The 19632-nt window shown below is 62.6% G+C and carries 16 protein-coding genes and 1 tRNA gene; 7 read left to right on the top strand and 10 right to left on the bottom strand.

Annotated elements, in window-relative coordinates:
- Nucleotides 1-20 precede the first annotated feature (20 nt).
- Complete coding sequence (locus C4S68_RS05255; protein WP_160114999.1) at nt 21-3434, bottom strand: TonB-dependent receptor; 3414 nt, start codon at nt 3432-3434, stop codon at nt 21-23.
- 477 nt (nt 3435-3911) lie between these two features.
- Between C4S68_RS05255 and C4S68_RS05250 the strand changes: the two genes are divergently transcribed.
- Together C4S68_RS05250 and C4S68_RS05245 are read left to right on the top strand one after the other, a co-directional pair.
- Nucleotides 3912-4943 (top strand): cytochrome D1 domain-containing protein, encoded by a 1032-nt coding sequence (locus C4S68_RS05250; RefSeq protein ID WP_235011364.1) that lies wholly within the window; start codon nt 3912-3914, stop codon nt 4941-4943.
- Nucleotides 4944-5153: 210 nt separating this feature from the next.
- Nucleotides 5154-5229: transfer RNA gene (locus C4S68_RS05245), tRNA-Lys, on the top strand.
- 416 nt (nt 5230-5645) lie between these two features.
- On the opposite strand, the gene C4S68_RS05235 is transcribed toward C4S68_RS05245, so the two are convergent.
- From C4S68_RS05235 to C4S68_RS05225, 3 genes are all read right to left on the bottom strand, one after another.
- Nucleotides 5646-6500 (bottom strand): menaquinone biosynthesis family protein, encoded by an 855-nt coding sequence (locus C4S68_RS05235; RefSeq protein WP_103931889.1) that lies wholly within the window; start codon nt 6498-6500, stop codon nt 5646-5648.
- An 82-nt stretch (nt 6501-6582) separates the two neighbouring features.
- Nucleotides 6583-7203 (bottom strand): biotin transporter BioY, encoded by a 621-nt coding sequence (locus tag C4S68_RS05230; protein ID WP_103931888.1) that lies wholly within the window; start codon nt 7201-7203, stop codon nt 6583-6585.
- A 64-nt stretch (nt 7204-7267) separates the two neighbouring features.
- On the bottom strand, nt 7268-9496 hold the full coding sequence (locus tag C4S68_RS05225; protein ID WP_146072020.1) for a hypothetical protein: 2229 nt from the start codon (nt 9494-9496) through the stop codon (nt 7268-7270).
- Nucleotides 9497-9770: 274 nt separating this feature from the next.
- On the opposite strand from C4S68_RS05225, the gene C4S68_RS05220 reads away from it, so the two are divergent.
- From C4S68_RS05220 to C4S68_RS05205, 4 genes are all read left to right on the top strand, one after another.
- Nucleotides 9771-10196, top strand: a complete 426-nt coding sequence (locus tag C4S68_RS05220; protein ID WP_103931886.1) for an FtsB family cell division protein — start codon at nt 9771-9773, stop codon at nt 10194-10196.
- Between the two features lie 103 nt (nt 10197-10299).
- A complete protein-coding gene (locus C4S68_RS05215) occupies nt 10300-11235 on the top strand; it encodes a ZIP family metal transporter (RefSeq protein ID WP_235011363.1) in 936 nt (311 codons plus the stop codon).
- Between the two features lie 37 nt (nt 11236-11272).
- Nucleotides 11273-12193, top strand: coding sequence for an ROK family protein (locus C4S68_RS05210; RefSeq protein ID WP_103931885.1), 921 nt, complete (start codon nt 11273-11275; stop codon nt 12191-12193).
- Nucleotides 12194-12260: 67 nt separating this feature from the next.
- Complete coding sequence (locus tag C4S68_RS05205; protein ID WP_103931884.1) at nt 12261-12776, top strand: DinB family protein; 516 nt, start codon at nt 12261-12263, stop codon at nt 12774-12776.
- Between the two features lie 29 nt (nt 12777-12805).
- Here the strand turns inward: C4S68_RS05205 and C4S68_RS05200 are convergent, their stop codons facing one another.
- The 5 genes from C4S68_RS05200 to lexA form a co-directional block, all read right to left on the bottom strand.
- Nucleotides 12806-13642, bottom strand: coding sequence for a TIGR03435 family protein (locus C4S68_RS05200; protein WP_146072019.1), 837 nt, complete (start codon nt 13640-13642; stop codon nt 12806-12808).
- Between the two features lie 91 nt (nt 13643-13733).
- A complete protein-coding gene (locus C4S68_RS05195; RefSeq protein ID WP_103931882.1) occupies nt 13734-14459 on the bottom strand; it encodes an HAD family hydrolase in 726 nt (241 codons plus the stop codon).
- Between the two features lie 158 nt (nt 14460-14617).
- On the bottom strand, nt 14618-15472 hold the full coding sequence (locus C4S68_RS05190; RefSeq protein ID WP_103931881.1) for a DUF4097 family beta strand repeat-containing protein: 855 nt from the start codon (nt 15470-15472) through the stop codon (nt 14618-14620).
- A gap of 95 nt (nt 15473-15567) precedes the next feature.
- Nucleotides 15568-16782, bottom strand: coding sequence for an efflux RND transporter periplasmic adaptor subunit (locus C4S68_RS05185; protein WP_103932204.1), 1215 nt, complete (start codon nt 16780-16782; stop codon nt 15568-15570).
- A gap of 120 nt (nt 16783-16902) precedes the next feature.
- Complete coding sequence (gene lexA, locus C4S68_RS05180; RefSeq protein ID WP_103932203.1) at nt 16903-17511, bottom strand: transcriptional repressor LexA; 609 nt, start codon at nt 17509-17511, stop codon at nt 16903-16905.
- A gap of 117 nt (nt 17512-17628) precedes the next feature.
- On the opposite strand from lexA, the gene C4S68_RS05175 reads away from it, so the two are divergent.
- Entirely contained in the window at nt 17629-18384 is a 756-nt protein-coding gene (locus tag C4S68_RS05175) for a uroporphyrinogen-III synthase (protein WP_160114998.1), read from the top strand.
- A 271-nt stretch (nt 18385-18655) separates the two neighbouring features.
- Here the strand turns inward: C4S68_RS05175 and nth are convergent, their stop codons facing one another.
- Nucleotides 18656-19570 carry an endonuclease III gene (gene nth / locus C4S68_RS05170; RefSeq protein WP_103931879.1) on the bottom strand — a complete coding sequence of 305 codons (915 nt, stop codon included), beginning with the start codon at nt 19568-19570 and terminating at the stop codon, nt 18656-18658.
- Between the last annotated feature and the right edge of the window lie 62 nt (nt 19571-19632).

The following is a 19632-nucleotide window of genomic DNA, read 5'->3' as shown; positions in this document are numbered from 1 at the left end:
CTACCCTCTACTGTCTGCTACTAGAACGTGATCCTCACCCCGCCCTGGTTCTCGCGGTGCGGGACCTTGCCGTTGGTCGAGGTGATCGTGCCCAGGGTGTAGTTGCTGGGGATGGTGCCGCCCTGCATGACGGTCACCGAGGAGTTGGGATCGGAGAACTGCGGGTGGTTGAGGACGTTGAAGGATTCGAACCGCAGCGAAACTTCGAGGTGCTCGAAGTGCAGCGTCTTGAAGGCGCTCATGTCCAGCGACTGGATGCCGGGCCCGCGAATCACGTTGCGGCTGCTGTTGCCGAAGAACCCTGCAGCCGGCTCCGCGAAGGCCGTCTGGCTGAACCAGTGGTTGACGTTCTTGACGAAGCCCGCGGGAAAGGGATTGCCGACGAGGTTGGCGCGCTCTCCGTTGGCCTCGTTGCAACCGTTGCAGGCATCCGTCGCACTCATCGAGAACGGAAAACCGCCCTGCACCGAGCCGATCGCGTTGAGCTGCCAGCCCCCGATCAGCAGGTTCATTCCATGCCCCACCGTGCCGCCGAAGTGCTCGCCCTGGCCGAAGGGAAGGTTGTAGACGAAGTTCGCCGCGATGCGATTGCCTACGTCATAGTCCGAGCGGGCGTAGTCACACTGACGGCAGAAGAAGTTCTGAAAGCCGTAGGGGCCACCAGCATCGCCCGTCACCGCCGCGGCGGCTGACTTGATGTCGAGCATCTTCGACCAGGTATAGGCGATCGTTCCGGTGAGGTCGTGCGAGCGGCGCTGCACCTTCACGTTCATCGCGTTGTAGTTGGAGAAGCCGCTCCAGTCCTCAATGATCATCTGGCCAAAGTTCTTGTAGCTGCGGCGCGGGAGACGACCGGCCACGGACTGGTTCGCCGCGAGCGTAGGATCGCAGCCATTGGCCAGCAGGCACTGGGTTGGCTGGTTGGCGTTCGTGCGGATGTTCAGGTGCGTACCGGTGTCGCCGACGTACTCCACCGAGGCCACCATCTTCGGGCCCAGCTGCTGCTCCACGCCGAAGGAGAACTGCTGCGCGTAGGGATTGAGCTTTTTGGGTGCTGCGATCTGCAGCAGCGAGTTCGCGAAGGTCGCTGTCGTTACACCAGCGAGGGACGTCGCGGGGAACATGGTGTCCGTCTCGTAGATGGTTCCTCCGGGCGTGGACACATAGGAGTACGTCGGCGCGAAGGGATAGACCGCGGTCGAAGAGACGAACTCGTTGGTCTCGAACTGGTCGTAGTAGATGCCGTAGCCACCGCGCACCACCAGCCCGCGATTCGTGAAGGGGCGGAACGCAAAGCCGATCCGTGGCGCGAGCACATTCTTCTGCGCGGGTCCCGGGCCACGCATGCCGTTGTAGGTGTAGAGCGTTCCTCCGTAGTTCGTCACCACGGACTGGTTGGCCATGTAGAGCCCGCCCGCGCCGCTGGGATTGAACCACGCGAGGTGGTTCTGCTCCTCATACGGAATCGTCTGAAAGTCATAGCGCATGCCAAGGTTGAGCGTCAGCTTGTCGCTCACCTTCCAGTCGTCTGCGATGTAGGGCGCCATCATCTTGAAGTGAAGGTGCACGGAGTTGCCCGTCAACACGTTGGAGATGGGGCCGGGCTGGGCGATGGTCGTCGATGCAGGATTGCCCAGCAGCAGGTCGGCAATCTCGTTGTGCGAGAGGATGCCGCTGAAGCTGTAGTTGCCCAGCGGGTTCACCGTGCTTTGGCGATCCAGCACCACGTCGCGATAGGTGAAACCAAAGGACAACGTGTGCTTGCCATGGGTGTAGCTCACGGAGTCGGAGAGGTCCCATGCCGGCTGCAGGCTGCCGGTGGGCAGGTTCGCAGGTCCGCCAACGGTGCTGAGCGTTTGCGTCGCGCTGCCCGCGGCTGTCTGCGAGAGACCAATACCGAGTGAGATGACCGGATAGTCCGCGTCGACCATCTTGAAGTTGTTCACGAGGCCCAGCGAGCTTGCATCTGTCGGATCGACGACGTAGCCCAGCCGCAGAACCTGCGCTTCGAGATAGCCGATGCGCGCCTGGTTCACGAAGTTCGGCGTGAAGATGTGGGTCTCGGTGATCTGGTAGTTCCGCGTCTGCTGGTTCTGCTGCTGCGAGGTGTACTTGGTGATGGCGGGCTGCACGACGAAGACGCTCGCATAGGTACCGCGCACGAACATCGAGTCCTTGCTGCCCAGGACCTGGTCGATGCGATAGGTCTGCTGATCTTCGTTCACCGTCGAAGGCGAGTTGGTGATGTAGTTGTACGCGGCGTTGCCAGTGACATTCGGTGTCGCGAAGAGCTTGCTGGCTGCGAGCTGTCCGAGCCGGGAGATGCGGCTCTGCGGGATCACATAGGCGCCATTGCTATTGGTCGGGAAGGGAAGCCCCGTCAGCGGATCGACGATGGTCGCCGTGGCGTTGCTCGTGAAGGTTGAGGTCTGGAAGACGCCCGTGAGCTCTGCAGGCTGCGGCATGTTGCCGGTGATTGTCTGTTGCGTTCGGATGCGGAGACCCTCGTAGTTGGCGAAGAAGAAGGTCCGGTCCTTGCCGTTGTAGATGTGTGGGATGCGGATGGGGCCGCCCAGCGAGTAGCCGAACTGGTTCTGCTTCAGCGGAGCGACCGGCTGTGGCTTCACGTTGAACCAGTCCCGCGCATCGACTGCGGTGTTGCGGATGAACTCGAAGACTGAACCGTGCAGGCTGTTGGTGCCGGCGCGCGTGGAGAAGTTCACCTGGTTGGAACCGAAGCCATACTCCGCGGAGTAGTTCTTCTCCTGCATCTTGAACTCCTGGACGGCATCCAGTGAGATGGCAAACGCAGGCGTGTCATACGCGGTGTCGGTGATCGTGGTGCCATCGAGGGTGAAGCTGTTGGACGCGCTGACGCCGCCTCCAATGCTGATGGCATCGCCCACGCCATAGCGATAGGTGGACTGCTCGCCGCCGGTGGTGACCGCGCCGGGTTCGAGGAAGAGCAGGTTGACGAAGTTGCGGCCGTTGAGCGGAAGGTCGTTGATCTGCTTCCGCTCGATGACCTGGCCGATGGAGGAAGTGTCTGTATCGAGGGTGAGGGCGGTCGCGTCTACCTCGACCTTCTCGCTCATTTCGCCCAGCTGCAGCGCTGCGTTCACGCGCACGGTCTGGTCGATCTCGAGTCCCACACCCTTTCTCTCATCGGTCTTGAAGCCCGACGCCGAGATGGAGACCGTGTAGGTGCCGGGCAGCAGCAGCGTGGCGGTGTAGTCGCCGCTGCCGTCGGTCGTCACCGTGCGAGTCGCTCCGGTGCCGGTGTTGGTGATGGCCACCTTCGCGTTGGGCACGACAGCACCGGTGGGGTCTGTGGCTCGTCCGGTGATCGTTCCGGTGGTGTTCTGCGCGTAAGCCGCCGGACCTAACAGCGTCGCTGCCGCCACCAGCAGCCAAATCCAAAGTCTGCGTGTCATCGCCATTCCTCGTTTCGCTTCCTGTCCCTTGCGGTGAGAGGAGAGTTCGTGTGGAGCAAACCGTCTCGATACCTTCCGCGGGAATGGCAGCCAACCTAGGTACGGCGCGATGCACTGTCAATCGCACGTTGCGCTGCAAGGGGGCTGCTTCGCGGATTCCGCTATGCGGGCAGGAGGGTAACTTGGGCCAAACCCGCTCCAGTATTGAAGAAACTGCCATTTCAGACCGTACGAGATGCAGATCGCTGCCCATCGTTGCAAGCTGAAACGAGGTGGTGGCACTCCCAGCATGCGGAACGATTTTCCGGGCAGTGAGCGAGGTGATGATTTTCATGGCGGACGGCATATTTATGGAAACGTTCTCTCGGGGCCGCGCGTTTCCTGCTTCCACGTGATCGGGTCAGCCCGCACGGCGTGCGCTACGCTCTGATACCTGCCGCTCGTCCCCGGTCTGCGGTAGGATGGGCACCCAAACGTATGCCGCCTATTCGTCGTCACCATCGCTCCGTCCTCGTCATGGCTATCGCTCCGTTGTTCGTGCTTGCCGGTAGCATCGCGCGCGCGGCCACTCCGCAGCGGTCTCTGCTCCTGGTCGCCAACCAGGGCGACGCTTCGCTGAGCCTCGTCGATCCTGCGACGAACATGCAGATCGTCGCACTGCCGGAAGGTGTGCCGAAGATGTTTGGGCACGAGGTCGCGACCTCACCTGACGGCCACTTCGCTTATCTGCCGCTCTATAGCGACGTCGGCGTGGGCAAGGTCGGTACGGACGGCAACGTCATCCTCATCGTTGACCTCGCGCAGCAGAAGATCGCGGACCGCATCGTCTTCGATCACGCGGTACGGCCGCATTGCGTGCTGTGGGAGCCGCACACCGGACTGCTCTACGTGACGACGGAGCTCGACAAGGCCGTGACGATCATCGATCCGCGCACCAAGAAGATCGTAGGGTCAATCCCCACGGGCGAAGAGCAGTCGCACATGCTGGTACTGAGCCACGACGGCAAACGCGGTTACACCGCCAACGTTGGCTCAGGTACCGTCTCCGTGCTGGACCTCGAGAACCGGAAGCTCATCACGCGCATTCCCATCTCGACGAACACACAGCGCATTTCGATCACGCCGGATGACCGCTGGGTCTTCACGTCGGACCAGGTCACGCCGCGGCTCGCGGTCATAGACTCCAGGACCAATGCCATTGCTCGCTGGGTCGATCTGCCGACGCCCGGCTACGGTGGTACCGTGACGCGTGATGGCAAGTTGCTGCTGCTGACCCTGATGACCGGAAATCAGCTGGCTGTCATCTACCTGAAGACATGGAAGGTGCTGCGTACCATCCCCGTAGGCCCCAAGCCGCAGGAGGTGCTGGTGCGGCCCGATGGCAAGCTCGCGTACGTCTCCTGCGAGGCCAGCCACATCGTCAATGTCATCGACACAGCAAGCTGGAAGATGGTCGCAACCATCAACGTGGGAGAGAAGGCCGACGGCATGGCGTGGGCGGGGAACTGATCTGGCTGGTACCTCGACTCGCTAGCGAATAGGTGGCGCCTGCACGGCTGCCGGTGGCCGATGCAAAGCGATCCACAGCCTCTCGCATCGAGTCGAATTCCCGTGCTATACTTCTCTAAGTGCGGTGATGATTCCCCGCGCGCAACTGAACCCTGACGCAACATGTGTGTTGAGGTTCGCTCTCCCCTCCCGGGGCAGGGCACAAGGTCTGGACGCGTAGCTCAGCTGGTAGAGCATTCGACTCTTAATCGACTGGTCGTAGGTTCGATCCCTACCGCGTCCACCATTCCTTCCTTCAAGATTCCCATACGGTCGATATTCAGCGAAGAGCATCAGGCTGGGAACTTTGTCTGGTTCCCATTGAGTGGCATCGCCATGAACGCAGAGATCGCCGAGCCAAGAGTCCTTCTGGCTGAAAACGAAGCGGTTGCCTAGGCAGCCGCGGGGAAGAATCCGTCGCAACCTGAGATCGGGGTGACCTTCAGGCGAAGAGTGGCGTGGCGTGGATGCCCACACTCATCCAGCAACTTCACATCGGCGCTTCGGCTAGTGGTGATGGAGACCAGCATCGGCGTACCAATGTGTGACTCGCCGAAATGAACGCACAGACCGCACTGACCCTTAAGCAGTGATTCCACGGTGGCACCTCTTACAAACAAAGATGCCGACCGTGGAATTTGGGTGCTGTTGCTGAAGGGAAAATTAATCGACGAAGTCGACGTTGGCCTTGTGCGGAATGATGCCGCGCTCGTAGCCCATATCGAGCAGCTTCCTGATGGCCTCGCGGCCGTCGGGACCGAAGTCCAGCGTGCGCTCGTTCACGTACATGCCGACGAAGCGGTTGGCGTCGCGGGTATCGAGGTCGCGGGCAAACTGCATCGCGTACTCCAGCGCCTGGTCGCGGTTGTCCAGCGCGTGCTGGATCGAATCGCGAAGAGCCTGCGTGGTGACCTTCTGGACCTCGGTGCCCAGCGAGCGGCGAATCGCGTTGCCACCCAGCGGCAGCGGGAGACCGGTCTGCTCCTTCCACCACACGCCCATGTCGATGATCTTGCGCAGGCCCTCGCGGCCATACGTGAGCTGGCCTTCGTGGATGATGAGGCCGGCTTCAAATTCACCTGCAAGAACCGCAGGGATGATCTTGTCGAAGTCGACGGTGACCGTCTCGATCTCCGGTGCGAAGAGCTTCAGCGCGAGGTACGCGGTGGTCAGCGTGCCCGGGACGGCGATCTTCACCTTCTTGATCTCGTCGAGCGTGTACTCACGCGGGGCCACGATCATGGGGCCGTAGTTCTCACCCACCGACCCACCGCAGGCCATCAGTGTGTAGTGCTCCTGCAGGTACGGATAGGCGTGGAAGCTGATCGCCGTCACGTCATACGTCTGCTCGGTCATCGCCTTGCGGTTCAGGGTCTCGATGTCGGTCAACGTGTGGGTGAATTTGTAGCCCGGGACGCGGACCTTGTTCGTGGCCAGGCCATAGAACATGAAGGCGTCATCGGAGTCGGGGCTGTGAGCAATGGTGATTTCGCGGACTGCTGCTGGTGCGGTAGACATGAATTCCTTAAGCCTGAAAAGGGGCGGTTCCTGTGTTTCGATGACCAACGGTCAAAGGGTTGCGACGGGCGGAGAGCGAAGGTTATCGGCTGCGCCGGAGGGTGCTGTAGATACCGGCGGCGGCGAGCACCTTGACGATCTCACCGGGAAGAAATGGAACGATGGCGCTCATGGCGACGAGTTGCAGCGAGACATGGCCGGGGGCCAGGATCTCGTTCCAGTGGGCAAGCCAGCCGGCGCCGAAGGCGAAGAGAATCGTCATCGCGGCGACGCCGCTCAATGTCGCGGCGAGGAAGCGCGGCATCCGCGGAGACATCCGCGTGGCGAGGCCGGCGACCATCGCGACCAGAGGGTAGCTCATCAGGTAGCCCCCGGTAGGGCCGACCAATTGGGCAACGCCGCCAGGACCTGTCGGGCTGAAGACCGGCAGGCCGCAGGCGCCCTCCAGAAGATATGCGGCGAGGACGGCGAATCCACCCATCGGCCCAAACGCTAGACCGACCGCGAGTACCGCGAGAGGCGTCAGGATGAAGGGTACCGGTGTAAACGGCAGGGGAAAGGCAACATGCGCGGCGGCTGCGACTACGAGGGTCGCGGCAAGTCCAAGCGCGATGCGACCGGGAACCGTACCGGCCAGCGACGCGGTGACCGAGCGCAGGGTGGGACGGGGAGCGGAAAGGGGCGAGACGGCTGTCTGCGACATAGCAGTTAAACCTTATCGCAAACCGGGTCGCGAAACATCCCCAGTGAGGCTGTGGAACCAGTCTCTATGCCTGGCGCTTCTGTTCTTCGGGAGTTCGTGGTTCTCGATTGCGTCCTCGTGGAGCGACGGGATCCGACAAATCGCCGAGATCCTTGCTGTAGTACGAGGAGAGATCGGGCCGGCGCAGCGGGGCGACCAGGTGACGCCCGGAGCTGTTGGCGGCGAGCTTCGGCGCCACGCGGTGGAACGCGGGCCCGGGGGGCATGATCTGCGATGGCGAGCCTAGCCGCGGAGCCCGCGAGATGTGAGACATGCCCGAGTCCATGCCGGCCTCGCGGAGCGCAGCAATCGCACCGGTGACGGTCTGGGCCTGCTGCGGACGGACCAGCGGAGGCGCTGGACGCTGCACCCGGAAGGGCACCGTCTTGTCAGATTTATCGGACTTGCCGGAATCGGGCTGATACCCAAAGGAGTGAGACACCGGGAAGGTCGGTGCGATCACTGGCTCGGAAGAGTCGTCTTCGGCCTCGAAAGAGCTTGCAGGCGCGGACGCCGGGATTACAAAACTTGAAGTTGCCGGGCGCAGTTCGGTCTCCTCCGCCGGATGGGCCAGAGGAGCCGGGGGCAGCGCGATTCCGGAGTGGGGCGCTGCTGTGCCACGGTTGATCTGGGCAAGATCCGCGACAGCCGACGGGACTTCGGCGTGCGTGAACTGGGATGACTCACCTTGCCAGACTGTTCCCGTTGTGTATGCCGTGCGGGAAAGCACTAACGGCCACGCTGGCGCCGTTGCCACCGTCGCCGGCAACGGCACCACTTCTTCGACGGTCAGCGCTGTCTCCGCGACTTCCATCGCGGGTTGCGGAAGTCCCCGAGCCATTACCGGCACAAAGATCGCCGAGAGTGGCTGGAGCTCTTCCGCTTCGACGAGTGGTTCCGGGGTCGTGGGCGCAACTTCGATCACCTCTGGAGAGGACGCAGCTCGAGCGAGGACCGGAACCATCATTCTGGCCGGAGCCACGTTGGGTTCGACGAAGGTCACGGGCTGTGTTGCGGACTGATCTGCCGGGATATCGTGCGCTTGAGGCTTTGGGACTGCCTCTGCTCGCGCTGAGGATTCTTCGGGGACGGGCAGTGTTCGCAGAATCGCGAGGACGGGCGGCCCGAAGGAGCTTGCTGCCGGAGTGGCTACGAATGCAGCGGCTGCGGTCACGACCGCCGCGCTTGCCTCCACTGCCATCGCGGGCTCGGGCGTCAAGGGAGTCGGAGACCACGTCACCTGTGGCTGTGCCTTTGGGGCTCCAGCAGAGCGCTGTGGCTTCGGCAGCGGACCGGTCTCGGCTCCGCGTGCAATCAGCTGCTGGGAACGGAGCGGTTCGAAGGTGAACGGTTCCCCGAAGAGCGTTGACGTGATCTGGCCCCGGGGAGTAACGATCGCGGACGGGAAGCTGCGCGAGGGCATGACGAAGTCCGGCATGGCCGTCTCTTCCCAGGCCTCCGACATCTTTGCGCGAGCCAGGAGAGCACGGTCTCCGCCGCTCAGCGTGCGAAGCAGGGATGTCTCCCACTCACCGTCTTCTTCGATGTCAGGCACCGCAGTGACAGGCGCAACAGCAGAGACAGGCTGAGCGACGGCCGCCTGCGGGATGGCGACCGGAGCCACGTCGGAACTCGGCGAGACCGCAACTGGAGCCGAGACGGGAAGCGTGGCCGTGCTGTTTGTGGGCCAGCTGAACGGTGCGGAGAACGTGGTGGACGCGATGACCGCCGCCGTCTCGTCGGAGATGCTGCCTGTCGGCGCGAGCGGCTGAGGCGCAGCCATCGCTGGTTCCGGGGTCACAGCTTCGAAGCCTGACCTGGACTGTGCGTCGAGGAAGTCGCTGCCGTCGGGAAGCTTGATTTCAGCGTCCGTTGTGCGACTTGAGGCTTCTTCTTCGAGCGAGGCCGCCACGACGACGGACTCCGAGAGCGAAGAACCGAGCGCGACAGTCTCAACGACAAACTGCTCCGCTGCGGATTCTGGCTCTGCGGCGAGGATTGCCGGAGCACTTGCATCCGAAACAGCAGGTGATTCTGGGTCGCGGAAGCTTAGCTCCGGGGCTTCGGGGATGAGGTCGATGCGCGAGTTGATCAGTCCCAGACCGAGACTGCCACTGGCGAAACTCTCATCTTCACGCAGACGTCTTGCGCGCCGGCGCGAACGCCGGACGTCCTGCACAATGGCCAGCACTGCCCAAACCATGGCCACCAGCGCGAGTACGAAGACCGCAACCACAACATCAATCACGCGCATGTGTGAAAATCCCGTCTCGAGCATAACAAACGAGATACCCTTTCCCGTCGCGTATTTTGTGACGATCTCAGGGGTTTTTACCGGTTTTTCCTCTGCTGCCGGCTGATTTCGTACCGCGTTGTCCACAGTGTGTTCAGCTGCTGGAAGCAACCTCAGTTACTGTCAGCAAGCTTGGTTCCCCCGCGTCATTGCTGAATGAAACGCGCCACGAGCTGAACGATACTGGGAAAGCAGCGCACCAAGCGTTGCGAAGCACGCCCGGGACAGCGCAGCAATGATCAGACCCGACCACAACATTTCAACCACGGACGACCAGCAACGGAAGCCACGCGGCGTACGCCATGCGGCTCCAGCGCTGGAGACCGCACGCGAGCGCTGGATGCGTTGGCGCCGCCGCGGTGCGACCGTGGCAGCGGGAGTGCTGGCCTGCATGATGGGCTACGGCGTGGTGTTCGGTCACAACGGGCTGATCGCATACGCGCACAAACGTGAGGAGTCACGCGATCTGACCAAGCAGGTCGATGTGCTGCAGCGCGAAAACCAGCGGCTCGAGGTTCACGTCGAGCGGTTGCAGAGCGATCCTGACGCCATCGAGCACCAGGCTCGCGAAGAGCTGCATTACACCCGCGCCGGTGAGGTGATCTACTCGCTGCCGGACAAGGAAGTCGCGCCCCAGGCTGCACCACAGGCCGCGAAGTAGATTTCTTCCGCGACTCTGAACTCCATCCGTCCGAAACCTTTGCCTTCAACAGGGATCCAAGCCTCCAGCAGTTACCCTGTACGAAGGGAAGGTGTGCGCCGCTTTGCAGTTGATCTCCACAGTGCAGGATTTTCTGGTTCAAGATTCTCTGGTTCATGGCGCGTTGGGCGCTGTGCTGGCAGACGTCCTGCGTGTGCCCCTGCTTCACGTCTCCCAGCTTCATGTGCGCGCCATCGAGCCGCTGGTTGCGGTGATTGGCGTGCAGCTGCTGGCCGCTGTCGCGGTCCTGCTGCTCAAGGAGGCGGAAGGACCGCTGCGTCGCGTGCTGCCCTTCGTCGTGAGCCTCGCTGTGGGTGTGCTGCTCGGAACCGGCGTCGTGCACCTTTTGCCGGAAGCGGTCGAGGCTCTCGGCAATCGCCCCGGCGTATGGACCACCCTGGTTGCCACCATCGTTACTCTCTATGCGTTTGAGCGGATCTTCCATGTGCTTGCGGGCGTCAGCGCCGAGCCCATGCAGGAGTTCGATCCGCACCACACCGACTGCGAGGAGCTTCACGGTCACCATTCGCACGCGCACGGAGCTTCGCGTCCTGCCACGCTACTGCTTGGCGCTGTGACGCACAGCTTCGTTGATGGGGCCAGCGTTGCTGTGGCCTTTGCGGTGGACGCTCGCATCGGCTGGATCACGGCTCTGGCTATTGGGCTGCACGAGATTCCCCATCGCCTCGGAGACTTCGCTCTGCTGTTGCACATGGGGGTTCATCGCAGCCGGGCCGCTACGCTGGCCATCGCCGCTGGAGGCTCGAGCCTTCTGGGCTGGGCGCTGGTCGCGTGGCTTGGTGCAACTCCCGGCTCAGGACTCACCCTCGTCCCCTGGCTGCTTCCCGTCAGTGCTGGAAGTTTCGTCTATATTGCTCTCGTCGATCTGCTGCCTGAGATCGGTGGAGAGCGTCGTCTCGGAGCCGCAATCGTCGAGGTCCTGGCGCTCGCCCTGGGACTGGCACTCGCGATAGCCTTGACCCGAATCCCCGGAGCCTGACGGGGAATTTTGAAGACCGGAGCTTGAAAGCACACGCATGCGCATCGGAATTGACCTCGGCGGTACGAAGATTGAAGCCATAGCCCTCGACGACCAGGGGGGAGAGCACAGCCGCATTCGCGTCGACACACCCCGCGGCGACTATCCCGGCACGGTCGCAGCCATCAAGGGCCTCGTCGAGCGCGTTGAGGCCAAGATGGGGATGAAGGGCACCGTCGGCGTCGGCATTCCGGGAACGGTGGTTCGCGCGACGGGCCTCGTCAAGAATGCCAACTCCACGTGGCTGAATGGGGAGCCGCTGGAAAGGGATCTCTCCGCCGCGCTGGGGCGCGAGGTGCGCTGCGCCAACGACGCCAACTGCTTTGCCGTGAGCGAAGCCACCGATGGCGCTGCGGCGGGCCACGCCATCGTCTTCGGTGTCATCCTCGGGACAGGTTGCGGAGGCGGAATCGCAATCCATGGAAATGTGCACTCGGGCCGCAATGGGAACGCCGGCGAGTGGGGACACACCCCGCTCCCCTGGGCGACAGGCAATGAGATTCCGGGCCGCCCCTGCTACTGCGGTCTCTCCGGCTGCCTCGAGACCTGGATCTCCGGCACCGCCTTCGAGAAGGACTTCACCGAGGTCACTGGCCGGACCCTGCGCGGTAAGGAGATCGTTGCCGGAGCGGAAAAGGGCGATGCTGAGTGCGCCGCAGCTTTGGATCGTCTCGAGAATCGGCTGGGCCGTGCGTTGGCGGTGATCGTGAATATTCTCGATCCGGACGTGATCGTGCTCGGCGGCGGCCTCTCCAACCTGGATCACCTGTACTCCGGTCGCGTTGAGAGCGTGATGCGCCAGTATGTCTTCGGCAAGCAGTGCGATACGCCGATTGTGCGCAACACGCACGGCGACTCGAGCGGAGTCCGTGGCGCAGCCTGGCTTTGGCCGGCGACTGCACCCGGCGGGGCGAGCTAAGGCCGGATTTCGCGGACGTTCACCGAAGTGGGGAGTCTCGGAGGGGCTCAGCGGCATCCCATGCTGCATGAGTCAAACCTCTGCCTCGCCCTCCGGAAACTCCCTCGGTTCATCGCTCCGCAAGGAGCTTGCAGCGCTGCTCGACGGCGGTCTGGCCCACGCAAGCTTCGCGCAGGCAGTGAAGGACTTTCCCGTCGAGCTGCGTGGAACCGTTCCGCAGGGACTGCCATACTCCGCCTGGCAGATCGTCGAGCACATCCGCGTGGCCCAGAAGGACATGCTCGAGTACTCAGACAACGCCGACGGCAGCTACAAGCCGATGAAGTGGCCGGCCGACTACTGGCCAAAGGACGCCGCCCCCACCAGCGACACCGCGTGGGACGAAACCATCGCAGCGATCTACGCTGACCGCAAGACCTTCGATGACCTGCTCGACTCGGCGAGCGACGATGAGCTGGTGACGCCATTCCCGTGGGGCACGGGCCAGACCCTGCTGCGCGAGGCGCTGCAGATCGCGGACCACAACGCGTATCACGTGGGAGAACTTATCGTTGTGCGGCGCATGCTGGGGGCATGGAAGTAGCCTTCTTCGAGGCATATCTGGTCGTTGAATCAGTTTTCTGTGGGCTTCTCGAGATGGTCGATCACGAGAACCTGCACTGGCGCTCTCGCATGCTCCAGCTTCAACCCCAATTGCTCCTGCACGGCCGTAAAGATTGAAGGTGCTGAAGGGTCCTCCGGTACGCTACCCGCAGTCGGGCTGGCATCGTCCGGTGTCCACTTCAGCGTGAAGTTGTAGTAGCCCATAAGCCCGGTCCTGTCTACAACGACGTGGCCGAGTTCCATCGTGAGCTGGTTGATCAGGGGCTTCATCGGCTGGCCCATGCTCTTGATCTGGCCCCGGCTTACCTGTCTTGCGCCACCCTCTTTCATGCCATTGGCACCAATAGCAGGTTGTATCTCCGTCATCCGGATGCCGTTCTTCCCGACAACCAGCGCATAGACGGGAAGCTCTTTCATCGCGTAATGGGATGTCAGGTGGAAGCGTTCCACCAGGAGCTTCTGCAGCATGGGCATGCGCTGAATAGGGTCAGTCACCTTGCGAAAGGCTGCTGCGTCTTCATCGGACACCTTCGCCGTGACATCGTAACGTTCCTGCCGCGCCCAGTCCGGTAGCCCTGCGATCTGGTCGTTCAGGAAGATTCCGAACGCCCATTGAAGGATGTTCTCCAACGGCATATTCGTGATGGTCACGCCATCGCTCATCGGCGGAGAGACGATTTTCATTACCGTTGAGCCGGAGTGGTTGGGCTTCACCGACATCACGTCGAACTCGATCGGCCTGCTGCCGTCTGCGGCCATCAACCTTGGTGTAGCGTACTGTGCGCCTGAAGCTAGCGGCGCGGCCAGCACCACCGATCCAACGAAAAGCAATACTTTCTGAATCACTCTCACGTCAATCTCCCGTTGATTTCGACTGGCGTTCCATCTCCATGACGCTCAACCGATGAGGCCGAACGACGAATGACTGGCGGCGCCCTCAGATGCCCAGCGCCGCAATCCATTCACTCGCGCTTTGCACCATGACGTCCGGTTTAGCCATTGCCAGGGAGGCCGGAGCCAGTCCAAAGCCGCACCCGACGCTGCGCGCGCCGATGCGCCGCGCCGTGAGCACGTCCACATCCGAGTCCCCGACCATCACCACGTCCGCCGGGTCGATGGGTGCGGCGCTGTGGTCCTCGTGACGCAGCGCCGCGCTGGCTTCGGCGATCAGTGCGAGCAATCCCTCCGGATCAGGCTTCTTCGTGGCGAAGGAGTTGCCACCGTAGTTCTGGAAGAAGTATGGCGTCAGACCCAGGGCGTCGCAGATACCGTGCGATGGGATCACCGGCTTGTTGGTAAGCACCGCCATAGGCAGCAGGGGACGGCGCTTGCGAATCTCCCGCAGCGCTTCCAGCACACCGGGGTAGCAATGCGTGTTGTCCAGCTTGTGCTCGCGGTAGTACTCGAGGAAGTAGTGGAAGGCTCGCTCGAAGAGCACCTCTCCCTCGGCCTTGTGGCGGCCGGAGTCCGCATCGCCCGGATCGGCCAGCGCGCGCCGCACCAGCATCGCCGCACCATCGCCGATGTAGGTCGCGATCAGTTCGTTTGGCAGCCGCGACTTGCCCACATGCTCCAGCGCCGCGTTCACGGAGTTGCAGAGATCCAGCGATGAGTTGATCAGGGTACCGTCGAGGTCGAAGACTACAAGCCGGGTGCGTGCCATTTAGCAAGTCTATGTTGCCATCGACGGAGCAGGCCAACCTGAGGTGCATCGGCGAGACCTGCGCAAGAAAAAAGGGGGCGTATGCATCGTCCCGCATACGCCCCGGCGCAAATCTTCAAACCGTTGTTTTCAGGAGGAGTGGGATTGGCGCCGAAAAGCTAGCGCGGCGAAATCTCGACGTCGCCCGAACCTGTGTGAATCTCCAGAGCCGGACCGCCACCGTTCACCGGGCCGGTGAGGTGATGACGCCAGTGCTCGCTCTGCTGCGGCGCATTGGGGAAGTGCACGCGGATGTCGCCTGAGCCGGTCGAGGCCTCGAGGTTGAAGTGCACGTCAGGGTTCAGCCGCAGCCGCACCGAACCGGAGCCCGTCGCTACGCTGGACTCGCCGTTGAGGCGGCCTTCGCCCTCGATGTCGCCGGAGCCAGTGCGGGCGCGCAGAGCACCGTCGAAGCCATGAATGCGGATGTTGCCGGAGCCGCTCTTGGCTTCGACCGCGCCGCCGCCGTCATCCTCAAGCTCAATGTCGCCCGAGCCCGTCTGCAGCTCGGCTGCACCATGCAGGCCATGCGCCCGCACATTGCCCGAACCGCTGTGACCAGAGAGATACCGGCCCACGTTGTCCACTTCGACGTCTCCGGACCCGGAGCGAAGGTTCAGCGCAGTCGACTTTGGCACGGTGATCTCGTAATCGATCGAGATGTTGTTGAACAGGTTGTGGTCGGTGTTCTCACCAATGTGGATGGTGTTGCCGCTCTGATCGATGGGGGGATTGTCCGCGACGCGGCGCACGCGCGCCTGCACATCGCCCATCGCGCTCCAGCCCGCATGAACGTGGCCGGTGATGTGGATCTGGTTATCGCTTCCAGGATGAATGCGAATGTTGCCAGAGCCGGTCGATACGTAGAGATCCGGCTGGCCGGAGATCGTGAGCGTGCGATCGAAGTTCGCGTCGGCGATTGCTGCTGTGGAGACTGCGAACGCCGCAGCCAGGGTGAGTAGTTGAATCTTCATCGTTGCCTCCTGTCGGCCCGCCTCTTTGGATCGGGGCGGTTCCGCATTGCCGTGCATTGCATTGCTGGTACAGCGTGGTCCTGGTGAGTTCCGACTTACGAAGTCTGTTGCAGCACAATCGTGTCGCCGGCCTTCAGGCCCGAGATCACCTCAACCTTGCTTCCGTTCGAGAGCCCAATCTTGATCGGCACCGCGCGATGGCCTTCCTTCTCCTTCGGATCGGGAATCCAGACGCTGGCGTTGCGGTCCTTGTCGTAGATGACCGCCTGCTCAGGGATCGTGAGCACATGCTTATGCTCTTCCATGACGATCTCGGCGTTGGCGGTCATGTTGGACTTCAGCTCGCCGCCCGGGTTGTCGATGGAGATCCACACCTCGAAGGTCGTGACGTTGTCCTTCTCCACACCCAGTGGCGCAATCTTCGTGACATGGCCTTCAAACGTCTTGCCTGGGAAGCTCTGCACCTTGATGCGCGCTCCCTGGTTCATGTACACCTTGCCGATGTCGGACTCGTCAACCTTGCCCTTGACGTACACCTGGTGCGTGTCGCCCAGCGTCATGACGAGGGTCGCCGTCGAGCCGAGCACGAGAATCGAGCTCACCGCGTCGCCTACCTGCACATCGCGCGAGAGCACCACGCCATCCATCGGAGAGCGCACGGTCGTGTAGCTGAGCTGCTCTTCGAGCTGCTTGAGCGAAGCTTCCGCCTGCTGCACCTGCGCGACCGCCTGCTTGTACTTCCCCTGGTCCACCAGCACCTGCGCCACACCCTTGTCGCGGACGTTGACCGCCGCGAGGTACTTCTGCTGGGCATCATCCAGCGACTGCTGCGAGACGACGCCTTCCTTCTGCATCGCGAGCTGCCGCTTGTAGCCGTGCTCGAGGTTTGGCAGGTCAGGCGCCTCGGCCGCAACCTTGTCATACTCCACGGCAGCAGCCGCGGACTTGGCGTTCGACTGTGCTGAAGCCAGTTGCGCCTGCTGGGCGGCGACCTGGTCCAGGATCTCCTGCTGATCAAGCTGGGCCAGCACCTGCCCGGTGTGCACCGGCTGGTTGATATCCGTGAACAGCTTGGTGACGATGCCCGAGGCCTTCGACTTTACCTCAACCTGCGTGATCGCCTGGACCTTGCCGGTCGCGACCACCGAGCGTGCCACGTCGGCCATCTCAGCGTGGGCCAGTTGGGTCGGATCGATCTTGGTTGAGCCCGACACCGACTTCACCGCGAAGACAGCAGCGATGACCAGGACGGTCAGTCCGGCCCCGAGGCCGATCCAAAGCTTCTTGCGTGATTTCTTCTGCTGCGACAAGGCCGCCATCCTCCGCGATTCGATTCAGAATCGTGTCGCTGGAGGATACGCAGCCTGCAGGGAATTGGTTCCAGCTAGGAATTTGAAGGCGAACCCGGACGGATTCCCGCCAGCGCAGGCCTAAGCGTACTTGCGGAGGATACCCAACACCTTACCTTGGATGGCCACCGATGCCGCTGGCGCGAAGATCGGGCTCATCTCCTTGTTCGAGGGCTGCAGCCGGATATACTCGCCCTCGCGGTAAAACCGCTTCAGCGTAGCGTCCGTGCCGTCTACCAGCGCTACGACGATCTCGCCCTCCCGGGCGGTGCGGGTGCGCTCGCAGAGCACGTAGTCGCCGGAGACGATATGCTCGTCGCGCATCGAATCGCCCCGGACTTCGAGCGCAAAGACATCGCGACTGCCAATAATGTCGCCTAGCGAGATCGTCTCGGAGGTCTCAACAGCTTCGACGGGCTTGCCTGCGGCAATGCGCCCCAGCAGGGGCAGCCGCTCCGATGCAGCCCGCCGTGCGCCACGCTGCGGCAGCACATCAATAGACCGGCTGCGGTTGTGCGCACGCTGCAGGAGGCCCTTGTTTTGCAGGTTCGTCACATGCTTGTGAACCGTTGCCAGTGAGCTGAGGCCAAGACCTTGCGCGATCTCCTCATACGACGGCGAATACCCGTTGGAAGTCGTGAAGGTGGAGAGGAAGTCGAGGACCTCTTTTTGTCGCCGCGTGATGGCCATGGCGGTCATTATGAGCGAATAAAAAGCGAACTGCAAGGGGAAAGTCGCAGATCTTGTGCACTTTCTCGATACTCTGGTGACGAAAGGGGTTCCATGACTCGGAACAAACGAGTTCTCGTGACGCGCGCGCCCGAACAGGCCGGCGAACTCGCCGACGCCCTCGTCGCCGCAGGCCTCGAGCCTGTTCTTGTCCCGACGCTCACCTTCCAGGAGGTTGCGTTCGACGATCTGGACGCGGCTCTTGGACGTCTCGACCACTTCGACTGGCTGGTGCTCGTGAGCGTCAACGCGGTGAAAGCGTTCGCCGCGAGGCTGGAGGCCAGGACGCACGTCCTTCCGGAGTCAATCCAGATCGCTGTGGTCGGGAGCGCGACAGGGAAGTCGGTGGAGCAGTTTCTTTTCGGCCGCCGCTCGGACCTGTTCTCCCCCGAGCCCATTGCCGACTCGCTTGCGGACGCGCTTGTGGCCCGGGTGTCGTCCTCCGATCGGCCGTCGCACCGCTTTCTCGTGGTGCGAGCGCAGGAGGGGCGCGAGATCATCGAGCAGAGGCTAAGGGCTGCAGGTGCTGAGGTTACCGTCGCGTCGGCCTATCGCACCGGAGCACCGGAAGAATCACTCGTCGCTCTCAGGGAGATGGCCACCTCCGGGGATTGGCCTGCCGCGGCCACCTTCACCAGCCCGTCCTCGGCGCGAAATCTGCTCGGTCTGCTGGAGCAGATCGGGGTCGAACTGCCTGAATCCGTCCGCCGGATTGTGATCGGACCAGTAACAGCGACGGCCCTCGAGGAACTCGGAACTCCTGCCCATGCTGTCGCCAATGAGCCGTCGTCTGCGGCCCTTGTGGCCGCAGTGCTCAGGACTTTGGCTGACTGAATTTCAGCTCATGAAAGTCTTTGGGGGTGCGACGGAGCGCGCATAATTATCAACTGCATTCATCTTGGCGAAACATCCGGGCTCGGGATAGCATCACGAATCACCGCTTTTCCAGGGATGCGGTTCCCAGACTGAATCGATGGAACGACGCTCCGCACCTCTCCTGCTGCCATAACAGGAGCGTTACTCACATGTGTCCTGCGGATATCGTGGCCAACGTAAATCTTTGCGTGAGGTTTTGGCCGTATCTGTTGCGAAACAAGTGCAAAGCTCAGTGGCTGGTCCACGTCTTGTCGCCTGAGTTGCACAACTTTTCCACCGAGCAATCGACGCAGTGCGGCTTCCGCGCCAGGCACACCTGCCGCCCATGATGGATCAGCTCGTGGGAGAACTGCACCCAGCGATCCTGCGGGATGATCTTCGTCAGGTCCTGCTCCACCTTCACGGGATCTTCATTCTTCGTTAGCTCCAGCCGCCGGCTCAGCCGCCCCACGTGGGTGTCGACCACGATGCCCGATGCGATGCCGAACCAGCTCCCGAGGACCACGTTGGCGGTCTTGCGCGCCGCTCCCGGGATCTGCGTCAGCTCGTCGATGGTCTGCGGTACCTTCCCGCCAAACTTCTCCACCAGCACCCGCCCGGCGCCCTGGATGTTCTTCGCCTTGGAGTGGAAGAATCCGGTCGGCTTGATGATCCGCTCGATGTCCTCGATCCGCGCCTTGGCGAGGGCCTGCGGGGTGGGGAAGTGGTCAAACAGCTCCGGCGTCACCTTGTTCACCGTGACGTCCGTCGTCTGGGCAGAGAGGATCGTCGCGATGAGGAGCTCGAAGGCATTGCGGTGGGTCAGCGCGCAGACGACGTTGGGGTAGGTCTTCCGCAGGGCATCGAGGATGGCAGCGATCCGCTCCGGCGCCAGGGGCTTCGCGGTTCCTCCCTTGGCGGACTTCTTCTTCGCCACCGGCTCGCCGCCGGCGATCTTCCGCGCCTTCGCTGCAGGTACACCCTCGATCGCCAGCTCGCGCTTCTTGGCGGTGAGCTTCTGCGGCGGCGTCAGGCCCCGGGTCGGCTGTTTGCCCGCCCCCGCCGCGTCGATGGACCGGCGCACGGCCTTCTTCGGGGCCGCGTTCTTCTGGCCTGCGCTCTTCTTTGATGTTGTCTTCGTTGCGGCACGCTTCACGGTCGTCATCTCGACCACGATAGCGCAGACGAACCTTTCGGCGCTTCCCTCGTCCCGCGGAAGCTGGCGTC

The organism is Bryocella elongata, assembly GCF_900108185.1.
GTDB lineage: Bacteria > Acidobacteriota > Terriglobia > Terriglobales > Acidobacteriaceae > Granulicella > Granulicella elongata.
The sequence above is the reverse complement of the archived record's forward strand: the minus strand, read 5'-3'. Positions and strand labels throughout refer to the sequence as shown.